Source organism: Janthinobacterium kochi (assembly GCF_051380715.1).
Taxonomy (GTDB): domain Bacteria; phylum Pseudomonadota; class Gammaproteobacteria; order Burkholderiales; family Burkholderiaceae_D; genus Janthinobacterium.
Window position 1 is genome coordinate 1 of the sequence record NZ_JBNYXO010000006.1, and the last position, 21,408, is coordinate 21,408.

General features: G+C 61.2%; 20 protein-coding genes. 6 read left to right on the top strand and 14 right to left on the bottom strand.

Annotated features, from left to right (window positions below):
* Positions 1–122: 122 nt before the first annotated feature.
* From ACQ4WL_RS14700 to modA, 4 genes are read right to left on the bottom strand one after another with little or no spacing between them, the layout of a single operon-like run.
* Complete coding sequence (locus ACQ4WL_RS14700) at positions 123–890, bottom strand: TOBE domain-containing protein (RefSeq protein WP_436510689.1); 768 nt, start codon at positions 888–890, stop codon at positions 123–125.
* 25 nt (positions 891–915) lie between these two features.
* Positions 916–1,626 (bottom strand): sulfate/molybdate ABC transporter ATP-binding protein, encoded by a 711-nt coding sequence (locus tag ACQ4WL_RS14705; protein WP_436510690.1) that lies wholly within the window; start codon positions 1,624–1,626, stop codon positions 916–918.
* Between the two features lie 8 nt (positions 1,627–1,634).
* Complete coding sequence (modB, locus tag ACQ4WL_RS14710) at positions 1,635–2,306, bottom strand: molybdate ABC transporter permease subunit (protein WP_436510425.1); 672 nt, start codon at positions 2,304–2,306, stop codon at positions 1,635–1,637.
* Positions 2,307–2,325: 19 nt separating this feature from the next.
* Positions 2,326–3,084, bottom strand: coding sequence for a molybdate ABC transporter substrate-binding protein (gene modA, locus ACQ4WL_RS14715; protein WP_436510426.1), 759 nt, complete (start codon positions 3,082–3,084; stop codon positions 2,326–2,328).
* A 141-nt stretch (positions 3,085–3,225) separates the two neighbouring features.
* Here modA and ACQ4WL_RS14720 point away from each other — a divergent pair, with 141 nt between their 5' ends.
* From ACQ4WL_RS14720 to ACQ4WL_RS14730, 3 genes are all read left to right on the top strand, one after another.
* Positions 3,226–4,458: a putative DNA modification/repair radical SAM protein gene (locus tag ACQ4WL_RS14720; RefSeq protein WP_436510427.1), complete on the top strand. Its 1,233-nt coding sequence runs from the start codon at positions 3,226–3,228 to the stop codon at positions 4,456–4,458.
* Positions 4,455–5,876 (top strand): UdgX family uracil-DNA binding protein, encoded by a 1,422-nt coding sequence (locus ACQ4WL_RS14725; RefSeq protein WP_436510428.1) that lies wholly within the window; start codon positions 4,455–4,457, stop codon positions 5,874–5,876. The genes ACQ4WL_RS14720 and ACQ4WL_RS14725 overlap by 4 nt, the downstream gene beginning before the upstream one ends.
* 174 nt (positions 5,877–6,050) lie before the next feature.
* Positions 6,051–7,316, top strand: coding sequence for a DNA cytosine methyltransferase (locus tag ACQ4WL_RS14730; protein ID WP_436510429.1), 1,266 nt, complete (start codon positions 6,051–6,053; stop codon positions 7,314–7,316).
* An 89-nt stretch (positions 7,317–7,405) separates the two neighbouring features.
* Here the strand turns inward: ACQ4WL_RS14730 and ACQ4WL_RS14735 are convergent, their stop codons facing one another.
* The 6 genes from ACQ4WL_RS14735 to ACQ4WL_RS14760 form a co-directional block, all read right to left on the bottom strand.
* Positions 7,406–8,263 carry a hypothetical protein gene (locus ACQ4WL_RS14735; RefSeq protein WP_436510430.1) on the bottom strand — a complete coding sequence of 286 codons (858 nt, stop codon included), beginning with the start codon at positions 8,261–8,263 and terminating at the stop codon, positions 7,406–7,408.
* A gap of 182 nt (positions 8,264–8,445) precedes the next feature.
* Positions 8,446–9,435, bottom strand: coding sequence for a bile acid:sodium symporter family protein (locus ACQ4WL_RS14740; RefSeq protein ID WP_436510431.1), 990 nt, complete (start codon positions 9,433–9,435; stop codon positions 8,446–8,448).
* A gap of 213 nt (positions 9,436–9,648) precedes the next feature.
* The gene (locus ACQ4WL_RS14745) at positions 9,649–10,011 is read right to left on the bottom strand and encodes a BON domain-containing protein (RefSeq protein ID WP_076564669.1); all 363 of its coding nucleotides are present in this window, start codon (positions 10,009–10,011) and stop codon (positions 9,649–9,651) included.
* A 277-nt stretch (positions 10,012–10,288) separates the two neighbouring features.
* The gene (locus tag ACQ4WL_RS14750) at positions 10,289–11,656 is read right to left on the bottom strand and encodes a sigma 54-interacting transcriptional regulator (protein ID WP_436510432.1); all 1,368 of its coding nucleotides are present in this window, start codon (positions 11,654–11,656) and stop codon (positions 10,289–10,291) included.
* Complete coding sequence (locus ACQ4WL_RS14755) at positions 11,653–12,195, bottom strand: hypothetical protein (protein ID WP_436510433.1); 543 nt, start codon at positions 12,193–12,195, stop codon at positions 11,653–11,655. Before ACQ4WL_RS14755 ends, ACQ4WL_RS14750 begins: the two co-directional genes overlap by 4 nt.
* Positions 12,192–13,604 carry a HAMP domain-containing sensor histidine kinase gene (locus tag ACQ4WL_RS14760; protein WP_436510434.1) on the bottom strand — a complete coding sequence of 471 codons (1,413 nt, stop codon included), beginning with the start codon at positions 13,602–13,604 and terminating at the stop codon, positions 12,192–12,194. Before ACQ4WL_RS14760 ends, ACQ4WL_RS14755 begins: the two co-directional genes overlap by 4 nt.
* 298 nt (positions 13,605–13,902) lie before the next feature.
* Here ACQ4WL_RS14760 and ACQ4WL_RS14765 point away from each other — a divergent pair, with 298 nt between their 5' ends.
* A complete protein-coding gene (locus tag ACQ4WL_RS14765; protein ID WP_436510435.1) occupies positions 13,903–16,773 on the top strand; it encodes an insulinase family protein in 2,871 nt (956 codons plus the stop codon).
* A 28-nt stretch (positions 16,774–16,801) separates the two neighbouring features.
* Here the strand turns inward: ACQ4WL_RS14765 and ACQ4WL_RS14770 are convergent, their stop codons facing one another.
* On the bottom strand, positions 16,802–17,206 hold the full coding sequence (locus ACQ4WL_RS14770) for a VOC family protein (protein WP_436510691.1): 405 nt from the start codon (positions 17,204–17,206) through the stop codon (positions 16,802–16,804).
* A 44-nt stretch (positions 17,207–17,250) separates the two neighbouring features.
* Positions 17,251–17,448: a helix-turn-helix domain-containing protein gene (locus ACQ4WL_RS14775; RefSeq protein ID WP_436510436.1), complete on the bottom strand. Its 198-nt coding sequence runs from the start codon at positions 17,446–17,448 to the stop codon at positions 17,251–17,253.
* A 221-nt stretch (positions 17,449–17,669) separates the two neighbouring features.
* On the opposite strand from ACQ4WL_RS14775, the gene ACQ4WL_RS14780 reads away from it, so the two are divergent.
* Positions 17,670–18,422, top strand: coding sequence for an SDR family oxidoreductase (locus ACQ4WL_RS14780; RefSeq protein ID WP_436510437.1), 753 nt, complete (start codon positions 17,670–17,672; stop codon positions 18,420–18,422).
* On the opposite strand, the gene ACQ4WL_RS14785 is transcribed toward ACQ4WL_RS14780, so the two are convergent.
* A complete protein-coding gene (locus ACQ4WL_RS14785; RefSeq protein WP_436510438.1) occupies positions 18,419–19,318 on the bottom strand; it encodes a LysR substrate-binding domain-containing protein in 900 nt (299 codons plus the stop codon). The genes ACQ4WL_RS14780 and ACQ4WL_RS14785 overlap by 4 nt on opposite strands.
* A 112-nt stretch (positions 19,319–19,430) precedes the next feature.
* Between ACQ4WL_RS14785 and ACQ4WL_RS14790 the strand changes: the two genes are divergently transcribed.
* Complete coding sequence (locus ACQ4WL_RS14790; RefSeq protein ID WP_436510439.1) at positions 19,431–20,717, top strand: MFS transporter; 1,287 nt, start codon at positions 19,431–19,433, stop codon at positions 20,715–20,717.
* Here the strand turns inward: ACQ4WL_RS14790 and ACQ4WL_RS14795 are convergent.
* Positions 20,693–21,352, bottom strand: a complete 660-nt coding sequence (locus tag ACQ4WL_RS14795) for a helix-turn-helix transcriptional regulator (protein ID WP_436510440.1) — start codon at positions 21,350–21,352, stop codon at positions 20,693–20,695. The genes ACQ4WL_RS14790 and ACQ4WL_RS14795 overlap by 25 nt on opposite strands.
* Between the last annotated feature and the right edge of the window lie 56 nt (positions 21,353–21,408).

A 21,408-nucleotide genomic window follows, 5' to 3' on the forward strand; every position in this document is an offset into this window, starting at 1 on the left:
AGCTGATCATCGGCGCCATGATGCGCAAGCTGGTGCACGTGGCATTCGGCGTGCTCAGGTCGGGAAAAATATTTGATCCTACCTTGCACGCCGCTTGACGGGGATAACAGTATCTACGCAATTTACGCCGGCACACCCAGAATCACGCTGGACGCTTTAAAGATGGCCGTCACCTTGCTGCCGATCTCAATGCCCAGCTCGGTGCTGCTCTGGTTGGTGATGATGGCGGCAATCGTGCCGCCGCGCGGCAAGTCCAGCACCACTTCCGTGTTGACGGCGCCCGTCTGCACGCGCGTCACAAGCCCGGCCAATTGGTTGCGCGCGGAAAAGCGCGCCCCTTCGCTGTCCGCCACGAGGATGATCGACGAGGCCTTGATCAGCGCGAACGCTTCCGCGCCCGGCACCAGGCCCAGGCTTGCACTGCTGCCCTGCGTGACGATGGCAACGATATGCTGGCCGCCGGGCAATGCCAGGGTGACTTCATCGTTGACGGCACCTTGTTTCAGTTCGGCCACTTTGCCCAGGAATTGATTGCGTGCCGTGGTTTTCATGGCCATTCTCCGTATGAGTAAAAGATCGTCGGCGATGCCTTCCGCCTGGCTGCCCAACTGGCGCAGGTAGCGGGCATGCTCGCGCTCGATGATACGGAAATTGTCGACCAGTTGGCGCCCCCGTGGCGTGAGCCGCGTGCCGCCGCCGCCCTTGCCGCCCGTCAAGCGCTCGACCAGCGGCTCGCCAGCCAGGTTGTTCATGGCGTCGATGGCATCCCAGGCAGCCTTGTAGCTCATCTTGACGAGTTTGGCCGCCTGCGTGATGGAGCCGCACTCGGCGATGGCGCCCAGCAATTCCACCCTGCCGGCGCCGCCCAGGTGCTCGCCACCCACCGTCATCCATACCGAGCCTTGCAGGCCAATTTTATCCAATGCGTTCACCCAATGCCATGTGTTCTTCCCTGTTATCGATCTGTCCGTCGCGCAAGTACAGCACATGTTCGCCCAGGATGCGCGCATCTTCCGGATCGTGAGTGATCAGGATCATGGGCACGTCCAGGCGCTGCTGCCACTGGCTCAGTTCCAGACGCATTTTGACACGCAAGGCCGGGTCGAGGGCAGCAAACGGCTCGTCGAGCAGCAGCGCGTTTGGTTCGGCCACGAGCGCCCTCGCCAGCGCCACCCTTTGGCGCTGGCCACCGGACAACTCGTCGGGAAACTGGTGCGCCAGTTCCTGCAAGTGAAACGCGTCTAGCCAATGCTCGACCTTCTGCAATTTTTCGCGCGCGCGCGGGTTGAACCAGCCCCGCGCCAAGCCGAAGCCCACGTTCTGGCGCACCGTCAGGTGCGGGAACAGCGCGTAATCCTGGAACAGGTAAGCGACTTTGCGCTGCTGCGGCGGCAGGTTGATCCCAGCGGCGGAATCGAACAGGGTACGGCCGTTCAGGCGGATATGGCCCGCGTCAGGCGTAATGAGGCCGGCAATGGCTTTCAGGGTCATGCTCTTGCCGGCGCCGGACGGGCCATACACAGCGATGCGCTGGCTGTTCGAGGTGCATTGCACGTGCATGTCGAAGCGGCGTTTGCCGGAGCGCAAGGTGGCGCGGATGTCGAGGTCGAGTTGCATGGGCGTCATCATAGGCCTCATTTGTGCGCGATGCGCCCGGGCGCCAGGCGGCCAGCCGACAGCAGCACCACGATGCAGACCAAGGAGGTAATCAAGACCAGCGTATTGGCCACGTCATCCTGGCCCGCCTGCACGGCTTCATACACGGCCACCGACAGGGTCTGCGTCTTGCCGGGAATGCTGCCGGCCACCATCAGGGTGGCGCCGAACTCGCCCAGCGCGCGCACAAAACCCAGCAACACGCCGGCCAGGATGCCGCGCCAGGCCAGCGGCAAGGTCACGCGGAAGAAAATCGCCATTTCCGAGATGCCCAGCACGCGGGCCGCCTGCTCCAGCTGGCCATCGACGGCTTCGAAGGCGGCACGCGCCGGCTTGAAGACGAGCGGAAAGGCGACCACCGTGGAGGCGATCACGGCGCCCTGCCACGTAAAGATGAGGTTGATGCCGAAGTTGTCCTGCAGCCAGATGCCCAAGGTGCCGCGCCGGCCCAGCAGCACCAGCAAGTAATAGCCGAGCACGGTTGGCGGCATCACCATCGGCAGGGTCAGGAGGGCGTCAAGCAGCTCGCGCCCGGGAAAACGCGTGCGCGCCAGCAGATAGCCCGTACCGATGCCGAGCAACAAATTGAGCGCCGTGGCCCAGGCCGCTACTTTGAGCGACAGGGCCAGCGCGGTCCAGGCGATATCCATGCAGGTGCTTACCTAAAAATCAGGGCTTCTTGAAACCATACTTGGCGAGGATGGCTTGCGCCGGCGCCGTCTGCAGGTAGCTGACGAAGCGCTTCGCTTCGGCGGCATTGCTGCTGCCCTTGATGGTGGCGATCGGGTACAGCACGGGCGCGTCCAACGGCACGTCCAGCACGACGTTGACTTTATCCTTCATGATGGCCGCGTCGGTGGCGTAGACAAAGCCCGCATCGACTTCGCCGCGCGCCACGTAATCGAGCGACTGGCGCACGTTCTGCGTGCCGATAGCTTTAGCCTGCACGGCCTCCCACAACTTCGCCTTCTTCAGCGCGCCTTCCGAATAGCGGCCAACGGGCACGCTGGCCGGGTTGGCGATGGCCACGCGGGTCACACCCTTGTGCGTCAGGTCGCTCAAGCTCTTGATGCCCAGCTTGCTATCGTGCGGCACGATCAGCACCAGGCTGTTGCCGACGAAGTCCATGCGGTCGGCCGGCAGCACCAGGCCCTGCTTTTGCGCCGCATCCATGGTTTCCTGGTCGGCCGAGGCAAACACGTCCACAGGCGCGCCCTTGACGATCTGCTGCAGCAGCACGCCCGAAGCGGCGAAATTCAAGGACACCTTGCTGCCCGGATACTGCGCCTCGTAGCTTTGCGCCGCATCCTTGAACGCATTCGTCAGGCTGGCCGCGGCCGACACCACCACTTCGCCGGCAAAGGCGGACGAGGCGGCAGTGGCGAGCAGGGCGACGCTGATGAGTTTGGCGAGGGAGGTGAGGCGCATGATCGTATCCTTGTAAAGTGAACGGTGAACAAGGACCGTAATATACACTCATATATAGCGTTCTGCCATGGCGCAAGTCAAGGCAGCATAAGGTCGATTCCCTGCTATACTGTATATAAACACAGTATACCGAGGCACCCCATGGAACTGACGGACAAGCTGGAAATCCTGGCCGATGCGGCCAAGTACGACGCGTCCTGCGCCAGCAGCGGGGCGCCAAAACGCGATTCCATCGGCAAGGACGGCTTTGGCGCCACCTCCGGCATGGGCATCTGCCACAGCTACACGCCGGACGGGCGCTGCGTCTCGCTGCTGAAAGTGCTGCTGACCAATTACTGCCTGTACGATTGCCAGTACTGCGTCAACCGCCGTAGCTCAAACGTGCCGCGCGCGCGGTTTACGGTGGCCGAAGTGGTCAAGCTGACGGCCGACTTCTATCTGCGTAATTACATCGACGGCCTGTTCCTCAGCTCCGGCATCATCCGGTCAGCCGACTACACGATGGAGCAGTTGGTGCAGGTGGCGCGCGAGTTGCGCGAGGTACACCAGTTCCGCGGCTACATCCATCTGAAAACCATCCCCGACGCCGATCCTGCCCTGATCGCGCAGGCGGGCCGCTATGCCGACCGGCTCAGCGTCAATATCGAACTGCCGACGCAAGACAGCGTGCAAAAGCTGGCGCCGGAAAAAAGCGTGCACACGATCAAGCTGGCGATGGGGGCGATCCGCCGCAAGCTCGATGAAAAGGCGGAAGAACCGCGCTCGCCGCGTTTCGCGCCCGCCGGGCAGAGCACGCAGATGATCGTCGGCGCCGACGCCAGCGACGACCAGCAGATCCTCTCCACGGCAGAGACCCTGTACGGCAGTTACAAGCTCAAGCGTGTGTACTACTCGGCCTTCAGTCCGATTCCCGACAGCCCGAACAGCGTGCCGCTGGCGCCGCCGCCCATGCTGCGCGAACACCGGCTGTACCAGGCTGATTTCTTGCTGCGCAGCTACGGCTTTCAGGCCAGCGAACTGCTGCCTGCCAGCGGCGGCAACCTGGCGCTCGATATCGATCCCAAGCTGGCCTGGGCGCTGGCGCACCGCGAACATTTTCCGCTGGACTTGAACCGCGCCGCGCAGCACATGATCGCGCGCGTGCCCGGCATCGGCCTGCGCAATGCGCAGCGCATCGTCGACCTGCGCCGGCTGCGGCAAGTGCGCTACGCCGACCTGTCGCGCCTGCGCTGCAGCATGAAAAAGATTGCGCCGTTCATCATTACGGCCGACTACTTTCCCGCGCGCGACACCACCGCCTCCGAACAGCTGCGCCGGGCCATGACAGAAGCGCCCCGGCAGATGAATTTATGGCCGGAGCTGCAGGCCGCATGAAAGAGGTCAATGAGCGCGTCGTGCGGCTCGCGCAATCGTTCGACGAGTGGCGCGCGGCCGCGCGGGAATTGATCGCGCGTGGCGTAGCACCCGCAGACGTAGCCTGGCAGTCGCAACCCGGCGATGGCGACCTGTTTTCCTCCACGCCAGATGCAACGGATACCAACGCGCCGCCGCTGCGCCTGCCACGCCAGCTGGTGGAATTGCTGGAAAGCGCCGCCTGTTTCAACGTGCATGATCGCTGGGCCTTCCTGTACCAGGTGCTGTGGCGCTGGCAACTGGGCCAGCACGACGTGCTCTCGCCGGCCGACACGGACGGCGCGCGCCTGCACGCCATGGACAAGGCCGTACGCCGCGAGGAACACGACATGCATGCCTATGTGCGTTTTCGCGAACGCAGCGAGGCCGAGGGCGCACCCCGCTTTGTCGCCTGGTTCGAACCGACGCACGAGGTGCTACCGCAAGTGGCGCGCCACTTCGCCCGCCGCATGGGCACCATCAGCTGGATGATCGCCACACCCACGGCCAGCATGTTGTGGGATGGCGCAAGCCTGCACGCCGGACCGGCGCTCATGAACGGCGCAGCCGACATCGATGACGCGGGCGAAGCCCTGTGGCTGACGTATTACCGCAGCATCTTCAACCCCGCGCGCGTGAATGCGGATTTGCTGCACAGCCATATCCCCTCGCGCTTCTGGAAAAATCTGCCGGAAGGCGCCATCGTGCCCGCCATGCTCAGCGGCGCCGCGAACGGCGAACGGCGCACGGGCCAGACGGCCACAGTGGGCCAGCGCAGCGGCGCCACCATGATCCCGATTTCCGCCGAACGCGCCCAGCCCGCGCGCGCGGCAGCCACCACTTTGGACCAGTGCCGCCGCTGCGAACTGTGGCAACACGCCACGCAAGCCGTTCCCGGCAGCGGCCCGCCACAGGCGCGCATCATGCTCGTCGGCGAGCAGCCAGGCGACCAGGAGGATCTGGCGGGCTTGCCCTTTGCCGGCCCGGCCGGCGCGCTGCTGGACCAGGCGATGCACGATGCCGGCATGGCACGCGACAGCATCTATCTGACCAACGCCGTCAAGCATTTCAAGTGGGAACCGCGCGGCAAGCGCCGCCTGCACAAGACCCCTGCGCAGCGCGAAATCCTCGCCTGCCATGGCTGGCTGGAAGAAGAGCTACGACGCGTCCAACCGCAAGTGATCGTGGCGCTGGGCAGCACGGCGCTGAAGTCCCTGTTGCAAGATGCAACAGCGACCATGATGCCGTTGGTCGGCACGCCGATCCAGCACGACGGACGCTGGGTGGTGACCGTATATCACCCCTCGTATGTGCTGCGCGCGCCAGACGAGGCGAGCCGGCGGCAGGCGTATGCGGTGATTGTTGCTGGGTTGCAGCAGGCACAGCAACGACTTAACTAGGTCGGTAGACGAACATGATTAATAATTACAAATCGGCATTAAACGTCAGCATACGAACGACTATCAAAGGCAGCACAAGCCTCGATGAAACTTCAGAAAACGATCGACTTTCGACGATCAACAAAGTAAAATGCGGTTAGTTTTTTTGAATCGGTATAAAGTAAGGAGAGTTACATGGGCCGTCCAATAGGAATCGACTTGTTCGCAGGGGCAGGTGGGTTATCGTTAGGTTTTGAGCAAGCAGGTTTCGATATTGCTGCGGCTATTGAAATTGATCCGATTCACTGCGCGACGCACGAGTACAATTTTCCCAAAACAAAAACGATTTGCGCGAGCGTGATCGATCTATCAGGTGATGATATTCGTTTTCAGAGCGGCCTAGGCAGCCGCGAGATTGATGTAGTATTTGGTGGCGCACCTTGCCAAGGCTTTTCCATGATAGGTAAACGGGCTCTAGACGATAACCGTAATCAATTGGTTTTTCACTATGTTCGACTTGTTCGCGAGCTTCAACCGAAATATTGTGTTTTTGAGAACGTAAAGGGACTTACGCTTGGAAAACATTCACAATTTCTATCCGAGCTTATCGAAGCGTTAGAAGAAGCAGGATATAACGTTCTTATGCCGTATAAAGTTCTAAACGCATCCGCATTTGGGGTACCACAGTCAAGAGAACGGCTTTTCCTAATGGCTGCACGAAAAGATCAGATGCTACCGGAGTATCCTATAGCGACTAGTGATCCCGTGACCGTGGGCGATGCGATAGCAGATATCCCTGACGCAAATCAATTCCGCGCGCTAGAAAACTCCGACTCGGTAAAACTGCAATGGAAAACCGATTCAGAATACGCGCGCCGCTTGAGGGGCATGATCAAGGATTCAACCGACTACAGCTACAAGCGCGTTTTCGAAATAAATGAACTCACATGTAGCGCGATCACCGAACACACAGAAACGTCTAAAGCCCGGTTTCTTGCAACAGCTCCGGGACAGACCGAAAAAATCAGTCGCTTCTTAAGGCTGTCCCTCGAGGGAGTCTGCAACACGCTTCGTGCCGGTACCGATAGTGCTCGAGGAGCGCATACGTCTCCACGTCCAATCCATCCAATTTATCCACGAGTTCTGACTGTACGCGAGGCGGCACGCCTTCACTCATATCCTGATTGGTTCCGAATGCATGTCACTAAGTGGCATGGGTTTAGACAAATCGGCAATAGCGTTCCTCCATTGCTTGGACGCGCTGTTGCATCGGCAATAATGCAAGCCTTAAGCATCCTTCCGACACCACCAAAAGGCGCAATGAAATTAGGTGATCCTGCACTTCTAGCTATGAATATGGGTCAGGCTGCGTCTTACTTTTCTGTACTGCGAACAGTTATTGCTCAACGGGAAAGAAAAATCTCGGAAACATCCAAAACTGCTGATTTATTTGATAAATAAAAGCTATGCCAACGAATACCTCAACTTATTTATTAAGAATTTATCCAATTTCAAGTAAACCCCTGAAATTAACAAAACATATTAGTTAGTTATATGCCTTGAACCGATGGTTGTAAAATAAACATAGCTTCTCGATGAAAAACAGGTGTTTCGAACGTGGCAATATTGTCTCGATGTACCGCTTTGAATTCAACCACATACATCCCTTTACCTCTAATTGCCGCAATTGCCGTAGGAACAATCAAATTGTTTGAAGTGGACTCGAAACCAGCTCTAACCTGCCTAGCAATCTGTTCAGTTAGAATGCGTTGATTTCCTTGTTTTGCCTCAACTGTTATGAGGACACTTCCTGATGGATCTTCAACGCTAGGGGTACATTTGGCAAGGTATAAAGCGTCAATCTGGACTTTTCGCAACTTAATGTCCATTTGTAAATGATTTAATTCCAACGCGTCAATTTGTCTATTTTCACCAATGGCAAAATGACTTTCAATAATTCGAAGATTCACTGCTACTTGTAAAAGCCACGATTCGTCTGTTCGACCGAGTGCCTTCGATGCAAGCGGAAGACTCAAACTCTGGACTTGATAATGAGGCGTATCATCTGTTGGTCGAAAATCAACATCAAAACTCTCAGAAACGCCTGCGACCACAGGCACGAATGCAAATACATTTCCGTCGCCGGTTCGTTGTTCACCTACAAATCCCAATTGCCGAATACGATCAGGCCAAATTTTCGCAGCCGCTTTTCCTCGCACTATATCCTTCATGAAGTTAAAAGGATTACTGTCTAACTTGATCGTTGCACCAAGAAATTCATTACAGTAACGCTTCGCATCTTCTAAATCTCTCGCAGTGATGATACTCTTACTTAACGTACCCGTGGCTGGATCGAACAGCAAATCAAAGATGCGTTCAATAACAATAGTTTTCTGGCTTTTTGACATTAGTGACTATATATATAGATTATGGTTACACAAGTTTAACAAGAAATACTAAGTTCATAGCGATAATTTATTTGTATTTTTATTTAATAATTAAATTACAATTATAGCATCAGTGAGTGAAAAATTTCATACGGCCAATTACGGAAAAAACGTAGGTATTTAAATTTGCATATAGATATATTCTATGTTTCATCGCGCCTTGCATATTTCTGCGCAATCACGGCGCAGATCATCAGCTGGATCTGGTGGAACAGCATCAGCGGCAAAATCACCATGCCCAGCGAACGCGTGGAAAACAGCACCTTGGCCATGGGCACGCCGCTGGCCAGGCTTTTCTTCGAGGCGCAAAAGACGATGGCGATTTCATCTTCCTTGTTAAAACCCAGGCGGCGGCTGACAAAAGTCGAGATGCCCAGCACCAGCGCCAGCAGCAGCAGGCTGATCAGACCCAGCGCGACCAGGGTTTCCACCGAGATCGTATGCCACAGGCCTACACTGACGGCTTCGCTGAAGGCCGTGTAGACCACCAGCAAGATCGAACCCTGGTCGACATACTTCAAGGTGGCCTTGTGGCGGTCGACCCAGCGGCCGATCCAGCGGCGCAGGAACTGGCCGGCCAGGAAAGGCAGCAGCAGCTGCATGACAATCGACAATACCGCGTCCGCCGACGACTTGCTTTCCGCGCCCTTGGCCACCAGCAAGCCCACCAGGATGGGGGCGAGGAAAATGCCGATGAAATTCGAGGCCGAGGCGCTGCAGATGGCGGCTGGCACGTTGCCGCGCGCCATGGCCGTCATGGCAATTGAGGATTGCACGGTGGACGGCAGCGCGCACAGGAACAAAATGCCCATGTACAGGTCGGGCGTGAGAAACGTCAGCGCCAGCGGGCGCAGGGCCAGACCCAATAGCGGAAACAGGACAAAGGTGCTGGCCAGCACCAGCAGATGCAGCCGCCAGTGCATGGCGCCGGCCACCACGGCTTCGCGCGACAGCTTGGCACCATGCAAGAAAAACAAGGCGCCGATGGCGACGGTGGTGATGTTGCCAAAGACCACAGCCGTCGTGCCCGTACAAGGCAGGAAGGTGGCCAGCGCCACGGTGATGAGCAGGGCAACGGTAAAACTGTCGGGTTTGAGATTGCGCAGCAGGGCGGCGGGAGAAAAAGAAGACATGCGGTAGCCTGGTAGCGGCGCAGCCTTGCAACAGCATGCTGTGCCGGGGATGACAAACAGCGCCGGGAGCGGCGCCAGTGCTGGCTATTCTACCCGTATTGCCCAACTGCTTGCCTGGCGGCATGGGCATCGCTGCCCGGCAAAAAACCATGCGGACAAAAAAATGCCCTGTCCGCAGACAGGGCAACCCGGAGTAAAGTACAGCGCGAGGGATTAACCGGCGGCTTTGACTTTCAGCTCGTTTTTGATTTCTTTCACGCCGCTCACGGAAGCGACGATCTGCACGACGCGGTCACCCGCTTCGGCACTCGGTACATCGCCCGACAGGACGACGACACCTTGCTTGGTTGCTACCTTGACTGGCAGGGCAGCGGCTTGCGCATCGGCGCTCAGGGCGGCCTTGGCCGAGGAGGTGATGGTTTCGTCGGGGACGGCAGCGGCGGCGTTGGCGGCCACGACAGTGTCAGCAGGAGCTTGTGCTTTTGGTGCGGAGTCAGCGGCATGCGAAGCGGTGATCGAGGCGCCCGACAGTACGATAGCGGCGACCAGGGTATTGAACAGTTTCGATGTTTGCATGGTAGTTCCTCTCAATGAAGTTAAAAGCTTCTTACTTGGCTATAGCAATAAACAGCAACACTTTGAAGCGTCACATCTACCCATACAGCAAGCACCGTGCCAGCTTTTAAATTGCATTCAAAATCAACGACTTACAGCCAAACTCGATTTTTCCAGGGCGTTTCCGACGGATCTGGACGGAAAAGCAGGGCTTTTTGTCGCCGGACAGCGACAGCTTATGGCAACAATATCAATGTTTCTGACTAAGCCCCTGATTTAAAACACTTTATTTTTGTCGCTAATCAGCGACAGGGTCGCCGTCGCCCCGAAACAGGGCCGGCGTCAGCTCGTATTTCTGTAATAAACGGTAGAACTCCGTGCGGTTGCGGTCGGCCAGGCGGGCCGCGTCGGCCACGTTGCCGTCCGTCAGGCGCAGCAATTGAATCAGGTAGTCGCGCTCGAAGCGCTGCTTGGCTTCGTTATAGCTGAGCGCTTCGAGCGACGGCACACGCAGGGCCCGTTGCACCAGGGACAAGGGCACCAGCGGCGCCGTGGCCAGCGCGCACACTTGCTCGACGACATTGACCAACTGACGCACGTTGCCGGGCCATGGCGCGCTGACCAAGGCCGTGAGGGCATCGGGTGCGAAGCCGTTCAGGGGCTTCTGGTATTTGGCCGCCAGTTTCTGCAAGAAATGGTTCGCCAGCAGGGCAATGTCTTCGCGGCGCTCGGCCAGCGGCGGCAAGGTCAAGGTCACCACGTTCAGGCGGTAATACAGGTCTTCGCGGAACTGGCCTTCCGCCATGGCCACGTCCAGGTCGCGGTGCGTGGCGGACAAGAGCCGCACGTCCACCGGACGCGTCTGGTCGGCGCCGACGGGGCGCACGGCCCGCTCCTGCAGCACACGCAGCAGTTTCACCTGTAGCGGCAGGGGCATGTCGCCGATCTCATCTAAAAACAGGGTGCCGCCATCGGCCGCCAGGAACAAGCCTTCGCGGTTGCCGACGGCGCCCGTAAACGCGCCTTTCACGTGGCCGAACAGTTCCGATTCCAGCAGCTGCTCGGGAATGGCGCCACAGTTGACGGCGATGAACGGCGCCTTGGCGCGGCGGCTGGCATTGTGCAGCGCACGTGCCAGCAACTCCTTGCCGGTGCCGCTGGGGCCGCGGATCAAAATGCTGGCGTCCGATCCCGCCACCAGCTTGGCTTCGGCCAGCAGCTCGGCCATCTGCGCGCTACGGCTGATCAGCTCAGCGCGCCAGCTCTCGTCGCCGGACGCCGGCGCCGGCATGACGGTAGACAAGTTGATGGCATACGCCACTTTTTCCATGAGCAGCTTGCCATCGAACGGTTTCGTCAGGTAGGCAAACGCGCCGCGCGCCGTCGCGTCGACGGCGTCGGGGATGGTGCCGTGCGCCGTCAGCAGGATGACGGGCAGGGCCGCATGCTGGCGGCGGATTTCATCGAACAGGGCCAGGCCATCGCGGCCCGGCAATTGCACGTCAGTAATGACCAGGGCCGGCAATTCCACGGCCAGGCGCGCCAGCGCCGCTTCCGCGCTGCCCACGGCAGTGACACGATAATTGCCCGCCTTCAAGCGAATGGTCAGCAGGCGTAGCAGGTCGGGGTCGTCGTCGACCAACAAGATGTGGGCGTGCTCGCTCATTTTTGCGCTCCCGCGGCAGGGCGCACGGACAGGCTGCGCTCAATGTTTTTCAGCGCCTCGAGTTTTTCATTGAGCAAGTCGATGCGGCGCTGGGTGTCGCGCAGCTGCGTGTTGAGCTTGTCGATACTCTCTTCCTGGCGGCGCAGTTCCGCATATTGGCTGCTGAGCAATTGCACCAGCGGTGCCAGCAGTTGACCATCCTTGCCCGTGGTCGTGAGCAATGGCTCGAGCAGCGCTTGCGCGCGGGCCAGGTCGCCGGCACCGCGCACGGTCGCTTGCAGCATGGCGCGGCGGACGGTGTTGTGCGGCGCGTGATCTGCCTTCGCCAGCTCCAGCTGCGCCTTCACCAGTTCCGACGGCGTCATCAGGCGCAAGGCGCTCTGATACGCCAGCAGTTCGGTGAGCTGGGGATCGGCTACCACCACGACGCGCGGCGGCGTTTGCACCAGCACGGGCGTCTGGGTGGGAGGTTTGGCGGCGCACGCGCCCAACAGCAGCGCGCAGGCAGCCATGGCGGCCAGGGAAATTCTCGTCATCATAAGGGCAGTTCTATCCGAAAATGCGCGCCAGCCTGGCGCGGTAAAAGAGTGACGCTGCCATCGTGGGCAGCGATATATTCGCGCACGATGGACAGGCCGATGCCATTGCCGTTGCGCGCGCCGGCCGCCTGGCGCACGCCCTGGTAAAACGGCTCGAAGATACGCGCGGCGTCCTCGGGCGCCACGCCTGTGCCCTCGTCGGTGCAGTCGATGCGCACGCGGCCGCCTTCGCAAGACAGGGTAAAGCGCACGATGCCGCCTTCCGGGCTGAAGCGCACGGCATTCGACAGCAGATTCGCCAGGGCCGTCGCCAGCTTGTCGCGGTCGGCCTGCACGGTCAGGGATTTGCCCTGCACCTCGACGGTCAAACGGCGCGCCAGCCATTGCAGGCGCTGCGCGGCCACCACATCTTGCAGCAAGACCAGCAAGTCGACCTTGCTGTGCGCCAGATGCTGGGCGTCAAAGGCGGCGGTATTGTAGCGCAGCAAGTCTTCGATCTGGGTTTGCAGGGAGGCCGTGTTTTGCTGCAAGATGCCGGCGATTTCGCGCTGGCCATCGCTGAGCTTGCCGGCCACCTCGTCTTCCAGCAAGGCCACTCCTTCGCGCAGGGCAGCCAGCGGCGTCTTCAGTTCGTGCGAGATGTGGCGCAGAAAGCGTTCCTTGTCCGCGTCGAGGTCCGCCAGGCGCTGGCGCAGCCAATCGAGCTGCTGGCCCAGGCGGCGCGTGTCGGCCGGGCCACCGACGACGATGGACTGGTCATAGCGCTTGTCGCCCAGGCGCCCGATGGCCGTCTCGATGCGGCGCAGCGGGCGCGACAGCAAGAAGCCGAAGCAGGTGGCCAGCACGGCCGCCAGCAGCACGGCGCCGCCCACCAGCACGCCCAGCACGCGGCGCTGGCGCTCCAGCTCGGCCAGCAGGGCGTCGTTGCGGCTGCCGATTTCCGTCTTGCTTTCGCGCGCCAGACTCTCATTGATCTGCGTCATGCGGGCGAATGCGCGGTACACGACGGCTTGGCCATCGCGCTTGCGACGTTTTCCCGCTTGCAACACTTCCCAGGCCGCTTGCGCCTGCACCATCCACTCGTCGGCCAGCTGGGGAGCGAACTCGGGAGTGGCGCGGTTCAGCAACTGCAGCGCCGCCGTCGCTTCGTCGCGGGCCGCCGCGTAGCGCTCGCGGAACACGCGATCATCGAGCACGAGAAACTGGCGCGCGCTGCGCTCCATGGCCAGCGTGCGCTCGGACAAACGCTGCGACTGTTCTGTCAGGGTAATCGCCTGCGCCGCCGTCTCGCGCCCCAACTGCGCCAAGTGCTCCAGGGTCAGCAAGGCTTGCACGGAGGCGGCCGTCAAAATGCCCGTCGTCAAAATGAAGGCGGCAAATAACAGTTGGCGAAAGGACAGTCTGGACAAGGTAAGCGCCTTCGGTTCAGTCAGCAAGGGGAAAAGGCGCATGGTACGCTAAGCTTCCATCCTGGGGCGCCACCTGTCCATAAATAATCTATTTGACAACATTGTTGCTTTTGCGTCCGACAAGCAAGCCTCGGCGGCGGCGCGCAGATACTCCTAGTACAATAGAGAAAAGCTTCATACAGGCATCAAGCTGGCACCCGCCCTGGCGAGCCAGCCCTGGCATTGCACCGAACTGCCCCCATATGTCATGCAGCCCCACCGACTATCCGAATCACCTACCGAAGAGATCCCATACCGCATGAGCACATTTGAAAAAGTCAGCAGCAACTTCATTCCAGTCTTGCAGGCAACCATCGAGCAATATGTCGAGCCAGCAACGGGCATGCGCCATATCCACATGCATACCGAGCAGGCTGAGATGGTGTTCCTGGTGGCCTTTCCCACTGTGCCCGAAGTGAGCGACGGGCGCGCCCACATTCTCGAACACCTGGCCTTGTGCGGCTCGTCGCGCTACCCGGTGCGCGACCCGTTCTTCTCGATGCTGCGCCGCTCGACGGCCACCTTCATGAATGCGATGACCTATCCGGACCGCACCGTGTACCCGTTCGCCAGCACCGACCGCAAGGATTTCTTCAACTTGCTCGACGTCTACCTCGATGCAGCCTTCTTCCCGAACCTGGATTACCTGAACTTCCGCCAGGAAGGCTGGCGCCATGCGTTCGAAGGCGACAAGCTGGTGTACCAGGGCATCGTCTTCAATGAAATGAAGGGTGCTTTCAACAGCCCCATGCGCGCGCTCGACAGCGGCATCGCCAGCGCCTTGCTCAAGGGCACGACGTATGAAGTGGAATCGGGCGGCGATCCGCTCGACATCCCGGAGCTGACGCATGCCATGCTGAAAGAATTCCACGCCAGCCACTACCATCCTTCGCAAGCCGTGATCATGACCGCCGGCAATATCGAAGCGTCGGCCGTGCAAGAGCAGGTGGCCGAGCGCGTGCTGTCCAAGCTCAGCGGTTTCTCTGAACGCCGCTTGCCGCAGCTGGCGCCCGCATGGACTGCGCCGCAGGAAAATATCGTCAAGATTCCTTCGCAGGAAGCGCGCGACGATGAATTCGGCCTGCAATTCGCCTGGTTGATGGGCGAGTCGAGCGATCCCATCGCCTACTACCACGCGCATCTGCTGTCGCACGGCTTGCTCGGTGAATCGTCGGCGCCCGTCATGCGCGCCATGGAATCGGCCGGCTATGGCCGCCCATCGGACATGAACGGCCGCGACGCGGGCATCCGCCAGATGGTGTTCCACATCGGCATGGAAGGTTTGACGCAGGAACAGATCGCCGACGCGCACCAGCGCATCTGGACGGCGCTGGAAGAGACGGCGGAAGAGGGCATTCCCGCCGCCGTACTGCACGCGGCCTTGCGCGACATCAAATACAGCCAGCGCGAAATCAGCAGCGGTCGCATGCCTTACGGCCTGGGCCGCTTGCTGCACGCCTTGCCGCTGGCCATGTATGGCGGCGACGTGATGGACGCCTTCGACAATGCGGCCATCCTGGAAACGCTGGAACAGCAAATCGAAGACCCTGCCTTCTTCAAGCAGCTGGTGCGCGAACTGATCGCCAATCCAACCCGTTTGACGACGCACGTGGTGCCCGACAGCGCCTACTTCACGGACCGCGCCGCCCAGGAAGACGCCAAGCTGGCGGCCCTGCAAGCGCAGCTGACGGATGCCGAGCGCGAACACATCGTGGCGGAATCGGCCGCGCTGGAAGCGCATCAGCAACTGCCATCGAATTCGGAAGTCTTGCCGCGCATCCGCCCTGGCGACGTCAGCGCCGCGCCGCGCCCGGCCCTGCCGATTCCACCCGCCGTCGACGGCGCCGTGGCGTTTTCCATCGCCTCGAACGGCATCAGCTATGCCAACGTGCTGTATGACGTGTCTGGCTTGCCGGAAGCGTCGTGGCCCTGGCTGCGCCTGTACACGGACCTGGCGCCGGAACTGGGCGTGGGCGACATGTCGTTCGACGACGCCAGCGCCTGGCGCCAGAGCATGGTGCCGTCGTTCCACATCGGTCTGGAAGCCATTCCCCGCCCGCAACAAGCGATGCGCGTGGAACTGTCGTTCTCGGCCAGCGGCTTGCGCGAAGAACACGCGGCGATTGCCGCCGTGCTGTCGGCCTGGATCGCCAAGCCCCGCTTCGATGAAGAAGAGCGTCTGGCTTTCCTGATCGAAAGCCTGGTGCAAGACAAATTGAGCAGCCTGGCCGAATCGGGCAACCGCTACGCCATGCTGGCTTCGGCAGCACCGCTGTCGCCCACGCGCCGCTTCGACGACATCGTTGGCGGCCCGGCGGCATTGCCGTTCTACCGCCGTTTGCAGCAGCTGAGCAAGACCTCGGCAGGCTTGCAGGAAATCGCGCGCGAGCTCGACACCCTGCACGCGCACATCATCGCCCAAGCGCCAACCGTGCTGTGCGCAGGACTGGAGCACGATGGCATCACCCTGGCCCGTTTGCTGGAGTTACCGGCGGCCAGCACCACTGCGGCAGCACCAGCCATTGACGTCGCACCGGCGGCATTGCCACTGGCCAACACAGCCCTGCATGCGACGAGCCAGATCAACCATTGTTTCGTTTCCTGGGCCGTGCCGGGCGTGCACAATCCGGACGCTTCCGCCCTGGCCGTGGCCGCCGAACTGATGACGAACCAGGTGCTGCATACGGCCCTGCGCGAAAAAGGCGGCGCGTATGGCGGCAGCGCCAGCTATGCGGCCGGCGCCGGCACGTTCACCCTGAGTTCCTACCGCGATCCGCGCCTGGCCGGCACGTTCGCCGACTTCGGCACGACGCTCGATCAAATCCTCGACGGCGATTTCTCGCAAGAGCAGGTGGAAGAAGCCATCATCTGCGTCATCAAGGGTCTCGACAAACCGCACTCGCCGTACGCGGAAGCGCTGACGGCATGGAATATGCAGCAGCGTGGCACGACGGAAGCCGTACGCCAGCAGTTCCGCACCGGCGTGCTGACCTGCACCCTGGCGCAGATCAAGGACGTCACGCGCACCTGGCTGAAAAACGGCCAGCCGAGCCGCGCCGCGTTTGCGGGTAACACGACGCAAGACCTGGCAGGACTGGACGTGGTCGATTTATTGGCGCTGGCCAGCTAAGAGCGTTACAACGAGCGCCGCTGCCTGATCAAGCAGGTACGGCGCTCGGCTCCATGAACATCAGCTCCCATTGATGCCCATCCAGATCCTGGAAACTGTGGCCATACATGAAGCCGAAATCCATCGGCTCCTTGTAAATGCTGCCGCCCGCCTGGACGGCCTTCGCCACCAGGTCATCGACTTCGCCCCGGCTCTCGGCCGACAAACACACCAGCACTTCCGTCGCCACCTTGGTATCGCACAACTGCTTGGGCGTGAACTGCTTGAATTTGTCGTGCGTCAATAACATCACGAAAATATCGTCGGCAACGATCATGCACGTCGCCGTTTCATCCGTGAAATGGGCATTGAAACTGAAGCCCAGCGCCGTGAAGAACGTCACGGAACGTTCGAGCGACTGCACGGGCAGATTGACAAAGATTTTGCGGGCCATCATGTCTCCTTGTAGGTCGAATGAGTACATCCTGCCCGCCGATTCTACACCGGCTTTTCAGCTCTTCGCGCGCGCCACGGTCTGGGCGCGTAGCCGAAATGGCGGCTGAATGCGGCACTGAAATTGGCCGGGTGGCGGTAGCGCGTTTGCCAGCCCGCTTGCGCCACCTGGCAACCATTTCCCAGCAGCAACTTTGCCCGCTGCATGCGCAGCGCCGGCACGGTGCGCTGCGGGAGCGCCATCCCTGCTTGAGTTCAAAGAGGCTCAGGCCCACTTGCGCGTTTGAGCTTGGCAATGCCGATTGCGCACACCTAATAATTATCATTTAATAATTATCATTTTTATAGTGGATATCAGCACAAATGCGCTAAGCTGTGCTTGCAGCGTGGCCGCTGCCTGACGTGGCTCGCCAGCATTGATCAATGTCATCCGCAGCAGCCGCTGCCTCTACAGGGAATCCATCATGAGTCAATATATTGCAGGGAAAGTCGTCGTCATCACCGGTGCCAGCAGCGGCCTGGGTGAAGCCACCGCGCGCCACCTGGCCGCACTGGGCGCCTGTGTCGTGCTTGGTGCGCGGCGCATGGATTTGCTCAATACCATCGCCGAGGAAATCACGGCCGCCGGCGGCCAGGCCGCCATTGCCGATACCGACGTCACGGTGCCTGCCGACGTCAAGAATCTGATCGACACGGCCCTGGCCGTGTTTGGCAAGGTCGACGTGCTGATCAACAACGCGGGGCTGATGGCCATCGCGCCGATGAGCGCCTTGAAGGTCGACGAGTGGAACAACATGATCGATATCAACATCAAGGGCGTGTTGAATGGCATCGCCGCCGTCCTGCCCTATTTTCAGGCGCAAAACAGCGGCCACTTCATCAACATCTCGTCGGTGGCAGGACAAAAAGTCTTCAGTCCGGGCGGCACCGTCTACAGCGGCACCAAGTTTGCCGTCAGCGCCATCTCGGAAGGCTTGCGCCATGAGCTGGCGGCCAGCGGCGGCACCATCCGCACCACCACCATCTTGCCGGGCGCCATCGACACGGAACTGACGGGCGGCAGCAGCCACGCGGAAAGCGCGGCCGGCTTGAAAGAGTTTTACAAGCAAGCCATCCGCGCCGACGCCGTGGCACGCGCCGTGGCGTATGCGATCGGGCAGCCGGACGATGTGGGCATCAATGAAATCGTGCTGCGTCCCACGGTGCAGGAGTTTTAAGCCGTATCTTTCTGCAGCGACTCGATGATCAGGCCGGCCAGGCGCTCGACGGGCGGCCTGGACACGCTGGAGGCGCGCAGCAGTTCCAGCGACAGCGGGGGCAGGGCGGGCAAGCCCGCCGCCACGTGATCGAGCGCGCACACGGAAGAGGGCAAGGCCAGGCTGGTGCGTACCGTCACGCCCAGCCCGGCGGCGGCCGCTGCCCATAGCCCTGCCAGGCTGGGACTGGTAAACGCCGTGCGCCAGGCGATGCCAGCCCTATCGAGCGCCTGCGTGGCGCAGCGCTGGAACAGGCAATCGCGGTCGAACGTAATGAGTGGTAACGGTTCGCCCGATTCGGGGCGCCAGGCCAGGCTGGACGAAGCGATCCAGCGCATGGCCGGTTCCGCAATATGCTGGCGCTGCTGCGGCGGATACTCGGCCACGTCGGCGATGCAGGCGCCGCCCCACAGCAGGGCCAGGTCCAACTGGCCCATGGCCAGGCCATGCATCAAGGCCGTGTTGCGCGCCACATGCGCCTCGATGCGCACTTTCGGGTGCGCGCGGGCAAAGCGCCCCAGCACGTCGGGCAGCAAGGCTTCGCCAAAATCCTCCTGCAAGCCCAGCCTGATCCAGCCTTCCAGTTCCGCGCCGCGCAAGGCGACGGCCGCCTCGTCATTGAGTTCCAGCAGGCGGCGCGCGTAGCCGAGCAAGACTTCGCCGGCCGGCGTCAGCGCCAGGCCCCGGCCATCCTTGCGGAACAGCGGCATGCCCGCCTGCTCCTCGAGTTTTTTCAGCTGCGCGCTGACGGCCGAGGTGGAACGGCCCACCTTGTCGGCCGCGCGGGCAAAGCTGCCCAGCTCGATGCCAGCCACATAGCTGCGCAAGAAGGCGATATCGAAATTAAGCAGGCTCATGGCGCAAATGCAATCGTCCGGTTTTATGGGATGGTGTAGAGAAAATTATCTGATATTCAGAATGATCGTAGCGCGCAACACTGTCAGGGTCAATCACTTTTCTGTCCATGCCATGACCACCAGTTGCCAAGCCGTTTCTGTTCCCGTCCCCGCCACCACGCCCGCGCTGGGCGACGCCCACCGCTGGAAAGTACTGGCCGTCGGCGTGGCGGCCAATGCCAGCTTTTCCGCCGCCGCCAACGGCATGCCCACCACGGCCATCTGGCTGCGCAGCGGCTATCACCTGAGCAATACAGAACTAGGGGTGGCGCTGGGCGCGATGGGCTTGGGCGTGGCCCTCACAGAATTGCCATGGGGCATGGCCACCGACCGCTGGGGCGACCGTCCCGTACTGCTGACAGGCTTGCTGGGCACCATGCTGGCCTTGCTGGCCCTGCTGCTGTGGATCACGCCCCAGGGCAGGGCAGTGCCGCCGTTATGGGCGCTGGCGGCCGGACTGGCGCTGGTGGGCGTGCTGGGCGGCAGCGTGAATGGCGCCAGCGGCCGCGCCGTGATGCGCTGGTTCGGCACGGGTGAACGGGGGTTCGCCATGAGCATCCGCCAGACGGCCGTGCCGCTCGGCGGCGGCCTCGGCGCCCTTATCCTGCCCAGCCTGGCATCGCGCCATGGCTTCATGCCCGTCTTCGGCGCCCTGGCCCTCGTATGCGGCCTGTCGGCGTTTTTTACGTGGCGATGGATGCATGAGCCCGATTTCTCTGCCGAGGCCGCCAAGGGGCCGCAAAACGCGTCCACGGGCGTGTCTGAGGTGATGCCCCCGCAACCGTTACGCAATCGTAAAGTCTGGCGCATGGTGGCCGCCATCGGCTTGCTATGCGTGCCCCAGTTTGCCGTGCTCAGCTACGCCACCGTGTTCCTGCACGACCATGGCCACCTGGGCCTGGCCGCCATCACGGCCGTAATGGTAGCCCTGCAGGCAGGCGCCATGGTGATGCGCATCTGGAGCGGACGCCACACGGACCGCCACGCCAACCGGCCCGCCTACCTGCGCGGCTCGGCCCTGGTGGCGCTGGCCTCATTCGTCTTGCTGGGATGCATCGCCTGGCTGGACGCACCGGGCTGGCTGCTGATGGCCGCCGTGGTGGCTGCCGGCATCGCCGTGTCCGCATGGCATGGCGTGGCCTACACGGAGCTGGCCACGGAAGCGGGCGGCGCCAATGCGGGCACGGCCCTGGGCATGGCGAATACGGCCGTCTACGTGGGGCTGTTCCTCACGCCGATCGCCATCCCGCACCTGCTGGCGGCCAGCAGCTGGCCCGTCGTGTGGTGGCTGGCGGGGCTGGTGGCGCTAGGCACGTGGCCCCTGTTTCCCAAGGCTCAGGGAAACGGCGAAATGCGATAAATACACCGCATGGCGTTCGCCAGCACATGCTGTTCGCGCACGATGCTGGCGCTTGGCCCCACCACTTCCTGGAACAGCTGCAATTCGGAGCGGCAAAAGCCCTGGCAAGTGCGCGCGGCGGCGCAGATGGGGCAATGGTCTTCGATCAACAGCCAGTCCTTGCCGTCCGCTTCCACGCGCGCCATATAGCCCTCTTCATCGCGCACGGCCGCCAGTTGCTGCAAACGCGTGGGCAAGTCCGGCGCCGAGCACGCCAGCGCATAGGCGCTGCGGCTTTCCTCTTCGCGCTGGGTAATCAGCTTGTCCAGCCCTGCCTCGCCGAACAGCTGGCGCACGGAGCCGATCAGCTTGATCGTCAACTGCGCATGCGTGTCGGGAAAGCGCGCATTGCCCGCTTCCGTCAAGACCCAGTTCTGGCGCGGCCGTCCCGCGCCCGCCTGCGCTTCCTGGCGCCCCTCGATCAAGCCCGCCGCCACCAGCTTTTGCACTTGCTGGCGCGCCGCCTCGCCCGTCATGTCCAGGGTCTTGGCCAGGGTCGCCGTGGAGACGGGTCCCTTGGTCTTGATGAAATACAGGATGCGCTCCGTCGTTTGCGGCGCTTCGCTATTATCCAAACGTTTACTTGTGTAATTCATTTCACTCAACTATCATGGGTCCAGTTAACCAACTAATTGCTTGCATAATAGGCCGG

Coding starts and splice junctions, on each gene's coding strand:
- ACQ4WL_RS14770 (WP_436510691.1), bottom strand. CDS start 17,206: ATGGCCCGCAAAATCTTTGTCAATCTGCCCGTGCAGTCGCTCGAACGT.
- modA (WP_436510426.1), bottom strand. CDS start 3,084: ATGCGCCTCACCTCCCTCGCCAAACTCATCAGCGTCGCCCTGCTCGCC.
- ACQ4WL_RS14735 (WP_436510430.1), bottom strand. CDS start 8,263: ATGTCAAAAAGCCAGAAAACTATTGTTATTGAACGCATCTTTGATTTG.
- ACQ4WL_RS14725 (WP_436510428.1), top strand. CDS start 4,455: ATGAAAGAGGTCAATGAGCGCGTCGTGCGGCTCGCGCAATCGTTCGAC.
- ACQ4WL_RS14730 (WP_436510429.1), top strand. CDS start 6,051: ATGGGCCGTCCAATAGGAATCGACTTGTTCGCAGGGGCAGGTGGGTTA.
- ACQ4WL_RS14705 (WP_436510690.1), bottom strand. CDS start 1,626: ATGACGCCCATGCAACTCGACCTCGACATCCGCGCCACCTTGCGCTCC.
- ACQ4WL_RS14795 (WP_436510440.1), bottom strand. CDS start 21,352: ATGAATTACACAAGTAAACGTTTGGATAATAGCGAAGCGCCGCAAACG.
- ACQ4WL_RS14790 (WP_436510439.1), top strand. CDS start 19,431: ATGACCACCAGTTGCCAAGCCGTTTCTGTTCCCGTCCCCGCCACCACG.
- ACQ4WL_RS14755 (WP_436510433.1), bottom strand. CDS start 12,195: ATGATGACGAGAATTTCCCTGGCCGCCATGGCTGCCTGCGCGCTGCTG.
- modB (WP_436510425.1), bottom strand. CDS start 2,306: ATGGATATCGCCTGGACCGCGCTGGCCCTGTCGCTCAAAGTAGCGGCC.
- ACQ4WL_RS14785 (WP_436510438.1), bottom strand. CDS start 19,318: ATGAGCCTGCTTAATTTCGATATCGCCTTCTTGCGCAGCTATGTGGCT.
- ACQ4WL_RS14765 (WP_436510435.1), top strand. CDS start 13,903: ATGAGCACATTTGAAAAAGTCAGCAGCAACTTCATTCCAGTCTTGCAG.
- ACQ4WL_RS14775 (WP_436510436.1), bottom strand. CDS start 17,448: ATGGCGCTCCCGCAGCGCACCGTGCCGGCGCTGCGCATGCAGCGGGCA.
- ACQ4WL_RS14780 (WP_436510437.1), top strand. CDS start 17,670: ATGAGTCAATATATTGCAGGGAAAGTCGTCGTCATCACCGGTGCCAGC.
- ACQ4WL_RS14740 (WP_436510431.1), bottom strand. CDS start 9,435: ATGTCTTCTTTTTCTCCCGCCGCCCTGCTGCGCAATCTCAAACCCGAC.
- ACQ4WL_RS14700 (WP_436510689.1), bottom strand. CDS start 890: ATGACGGTGGGTGGCGAGCACCTGGGCGGCGCCGGCAGGGTGGAATTG.
- ACQ4WL_RS14720 (WP_436510427.1), top strand. CDS start 3,226: ATGGAACTGACGGACAAGCTGGAAATCCTGGCCGATGCGGCCAAGTAC.
- ACQ4WL_RS14745 (WP_076564669.1), bottom strand. CDS start 10,011: ATGCAAACATCGAAACTGTTCAATACCCTGGTCGCCGCTATCGTACTG.
- ACQ4WL_RS14750 (WP_436510432.1), bottom strand. CDS start 11,656: ATGAGCGAGCACGCCCACATCTTGTTGGTCGACGACGACCCCGACCTG.